Genomic DNA, 4,469 nt, shown 5'->3' with positions numbered 1-4,469 from the left:
CCTTGGTGTCGGCCTGGGCTGAACCCCAGCCGAGCATGGCCAGCAAGGTGATGGCGGCTACGCCTTTGTGTATGTGCTGTTTCATGTTCCCTGCCCTCTTCCTCTTGTGACTTCTTGCTTCTTGCTTCTTGCTTCTGAGCGTTGGTGCTTCGGTTGTATCGCTGTCTTCGTCTACGGCGTGGTGCTGGTGACGCTGGCTTTCTTGAGCCGTCCGAGCACCCAGCTGCCGCTGCCTGTATTGGCGGGCCAGTATTCGTTGACGGTGCTCTTGCTGGCTCCGGCACTGTTACCCACGCTGATCTGGGTGGGGTCGCCAAATTGCGGGCTCTGGCCGTACTGGTAGCTGTTGGTGACTGTGGGGTATGGGGTGCCACCCAGGTCCCAGCTTTCTTCGACGCTCTGGCTGGGGTAGACGAAGGTGGCGCCGGCAGCAGAACCTGTGCCTTGTGCATAGGTGTTGGTGGTGCGTTTGAGGACGCCTGCGTTGCCGGCACCGGCCAGCCGGGTCTCTGCCTTGGCGACACTTCCTGTCAGGGGCCACGTCTGGTTGAACTCGGTGTAGCTCTCTATGTTGTTGGCCAGGTTCTTGGACTTCATCCACCGGAAACCGAGCATGCCTCTTCCCGTTCCAAGCTCTGCCTTTAACCCGCCGTAGCTGTATTGCGTGGTGACTGTGCCGCCTACTCCGTTGCTGCTGGCTACTGTGCTCACTACGTATTGCGGGTACTGCAGGTCTACCTTGGGGAAGACTGCGGCGTTAGCGGCAGTGTCTTTGGTATAGGTGGCGGACTTGGTGAGGGGTAAGTAAACAAAGGTACCAATCGGACCAGCAGTACGACTGACTGTCGACAACAGATCGGGTACCTTTCTGACGTTCTTCGTTGACCAGTTCGCAGTGGAATAACGCGATATCTGGAACAAATCCGGCAATCCATCACCGTCAAGATCTGCCAAATAATGCGTATAGCTATTACCCGCACCAAACAATGGTGTCTGGTAGTCCCATGTGTGGAAGTAGCCTTTACCCGGGTTGATGCTGATATAGCCGTAGTTGGTGGCACGCGTCACGTGGACAAGATCGGGCAAGCCATCGCCATCAAGGTCAGCAAAATAAGAATCGTATTCATTGGCTGCCCCCAATAACCCGGTGTAATGGCTCCAAGCCTGGAAGTTGCCGGTGCCGTTGTTCACGCTGACGTAAGTCGCAGCAGTCGTGCGTGAAGTTTGAATCAGATCAGCAATGCCATCACCATTAACGTCGATAAGGTGAGTATTAAAGCTGTTCGCAGGACCAGGCAGACTGGTGATGTAGTCCCACGTGCTGAAATACCCGTTGCCTGGATTAAGGCTGATATAGCCTTGGTTGGTATTTCGGGCCAGATGGACCAAATCAGGCAAACCATCGCCGTTGACGTCGGCAAAATAGCTCGCAAAATCATTACCCGGTCCCGTCAAACCGACGATGTGGCTCCAGGTTTGAAAATTCCCGTTACCCCCATTTATGCTGACTCCTATCGAGCTATAGTTTTTCGCAACCTGCACGAGGTCGGCCAAACCATCTCCATTTACGTCAAGCAGGTAGGTGTCATAGTTATTGGTTTCCCCCGTCAAACTGGTGGTGTGTTCCCAAGTCGCAAAATATCCATTTCCGGGGTTGATGCTTATGTAGCCCAAATTCGTTGTGCGTGACACATGCAGCAGGTCCGGCAAACCGTCACCGTTGAGGTCTGCAAAATACGACGAATAGTCATTGGCGGGACCCAGCAAACCAGCAATGTGATTCCACTGCTGAAAATTTCCATCTCCGCCATTGATGCTTACAAAAAGTCCTGCGGCGCTTCGCGGAGTTTGAATCAGATCAGCAAGACCATCACCATTGAGGTCCAGTACGAAGGCTTCATAGTTATTCATTTCGCCCGTAAGACCATTTCCATTTGTCCATCCCGTGTACATCAATCCTGTATCGCCGGTCCACTCCAAATTAATGGGCACTAAACAAGCAGGGGTTGCTTGCCCATCGCACTCCTGTATCTGAGACAACCGCGGCCTTTTGCCAGTTGGAACAGAGCCATAAACAAGCGGGTAGCTTTTGACCGCAGAAGCGCCAACATAAGTTTTAATTCCTGTCATTCGCTTGGCATATTGCATAACGCTGCCCGCGGTGAATGAGGGCATAAACATACCTGTCCTCGCCTCATAAGCGAATTCAACAGAATTGGCAGCGGCTTGCCCGGAAGCGGTGTTCCCCGAATAATCAATCCGGCTCGGATAGAAATCTCCATTGACGTTGTCTTCGATGTAGCTGAACGTCATGAAGTTGGTTTTGACGTCGCTGATCTTGTTGATGGCCCAGACCCGTACCGTGGGCTTGCCCTGCGCTTCAATTCTTGAATCGGCCGTGTTGCCGTACTCCATCGTCAGCCCGGCCTTGCTTTGTACCGTGAAGGAAGCTACCCCGTTGCCGGCTGTGCCCGAGGCGATGATGCGGCTGAAGCTCTCCAGCTCGGTTCGGTATTCGCTGCCGGCTGTGCCGTAGGTGCCGCTGACCAGAATCAACCGCTGCCCGTCCAGGCAGTAGCGGTCGTTCATGTCATAGTTGACGGCACCGCGTACGTTGTCTTGGGCCTTGGTTCTGGGGCAGCGTCCGATGGCACTCAAACCACCCAGGCTCCAGCCCATACCGAGCAGGCCATTGCCGCCCTGGCTGTTGTAACTCAGCTCGAGCTTGGGCTCCATGCCGGCGGCACCGGGGGGGACCTGAATCGGGATACGGTAGGTGGCTGCGCCGCTTTCATTGACAGCGAACTGCCCGGCCATGGTGCCGGCCACTGTGGTGGTTTGGGCCATCGCCGGGATAGCAGCGGCAACCCCCAGCAGCCACAGGGCTGCGCCCAGCAATACCTTACCTTTTTGCTCCCTCATCGCCCTGCCCTCTTTTTTGAATTCTTGCTTTTGCTTTTTCAGCTTTTTGCTTGCCTTGACTTTAGCTGATTGCCGTTACGGCGTCACGCTCGTCACTGTCGCTTTTTTGAGCCGTCCGAGCACCCAGCTGCCGCTGCCTGTATTGGCTGGCCAGTACTCGTTGACGGTGCTCTTGCTGGCGCCGGCACTATTACCCACGGTGATCTGGGTGGGGTCGCCGTATTGCGGGCTCTGGCCGTACTGGTAGCTGTTGGTGACTGTGGGGTATGGCGTTCCACCTAAGTCCCAGCTTTCTTCGACGCTCTGGCTGGGGTAGACGAAGGTAATACCTGTGGCCGAACCTGTGCCTTGGGCGTAAGTGTTGGTGGTGCGTTTGAGCACGCCTGCGTTGCCTGCGCCGGCCAGCCGGGTTTCTGCCTTGGCGACGCTTCCCGTGAACGGCCAGTTCTGGTTGAACTCGGTGTAGCTCTCTATATTGTTCGACAGGTTCTTTGACTTCATCCACCGGAAACCGAGCATGCCCCGGCCTGTGCCCAGCTCTGCCTTTAACCCGCCGTAGCTGTATTGCACCGCGTTCACCCCGCCCACCCCGTTGCTTGTATTCAACTCGCTCACCACGTACATCGGGTACTGCAAATCTACCTTCGGGTATACCGAGGCGTTGGCACCGGCGTCCTTGGTGTAGATGGGTTTTTTAGTCAATGGCTGATAACTGATATCGCTTATTGCTCCGGCATTCTGAACCTCCTTGAGCCTGTAGTCCGCCATTCCATTGTTCAAATAGGAACGCATTACCGCACCACCACCAAACTCGCCCGACAGGAAATATCCCAACATGAGCAAATCGGACACCCCATCACCATTCAAATCAACAATTTCCAGACCACCACTACGGCCACTGTGCACAAATGCGCTATCGGACAGATTGGTAGCCCACGTGTTGTCCTGTACGAATCCTGAACCTGTGTTGATGAAAGCACGCTTTAGCGCGCCTCCACCCCATTCGCCATTCACAAAGTAGCCCAGATGCAACAGATCGGGCAGGCCATCACCGTTGAGATCCACGACCCGCAAGCCTGCGTCACGGCTGTAGGCATGCGAAAAAGCACTGTCACTGACTCCGCTGACATAGGCATCGTTGCGAACAAAACCGGTTCCCGTATTGATAAAAGCCCGTCTGATCAAACCACCACCAAACTCGCCATTGACGAAGTACCCCAAGTGCACAAGATCGGGCAAGCCATCACCATTCAAATCCACAACTCGAAGACCAGCGTCCCCCCCGCCGTGCACAAATGCACTATCGGACAGGTTGGCTGTCCACGTGTTGTCCTGTACGAATCCTGAACCTGTGTTGATGAAAGCACGCTTTAGCGCGCCGCCCCACTCGCCATTCACAAAGTAACCCAACTGCAGCAGATCGGGCAAGCCATCACCGTTGAGATCCACGACCCGCAAGCCTGCATCAGGGCTATAGGTATGCGTAAAGGCACTGTCACTGACTCCGCTGACATAAGCATCGTTACTCCGCTGACATAAGCATCGTT

Annotated in this window: 2 protein-coding genes; both read right to left on the bottom strand. The window is 55.0% G+C overall.

Translation table 11 applies throughout. The features are described 5' to 3' along the window. Positions 1–171 precede the first annotated feature (171 nt). Positions 172–2,922, bottom strand: a complete 2,751-nt coding sequence (locus tag AC1D11_RS22160; protein ID WP_477651389.1) for an FG-GAP-like repeat-containing protein — start codon at positions 2,920–2,922, stop codon at positions 172–174. A gap of 75 nt (positions 2,923–2,997) precedes the next feature. Continuing rightward, positions 2,998–4,469: toxin TcdB middle/N-terminal domain-containing protein (locus tag AC1D11_RS22155; protein ID WP_477651496.1), on the bottom strand; the 1,472-nt coding region annotated here is incomplete at its 5' end.

The sequence above is a fragment of the Polaromonas sp. P1_E11 genome, from assembly GCF_056405995.1.
This window is presented reverse-complemented; position numbering and strand designations above follow the sequence as displayed.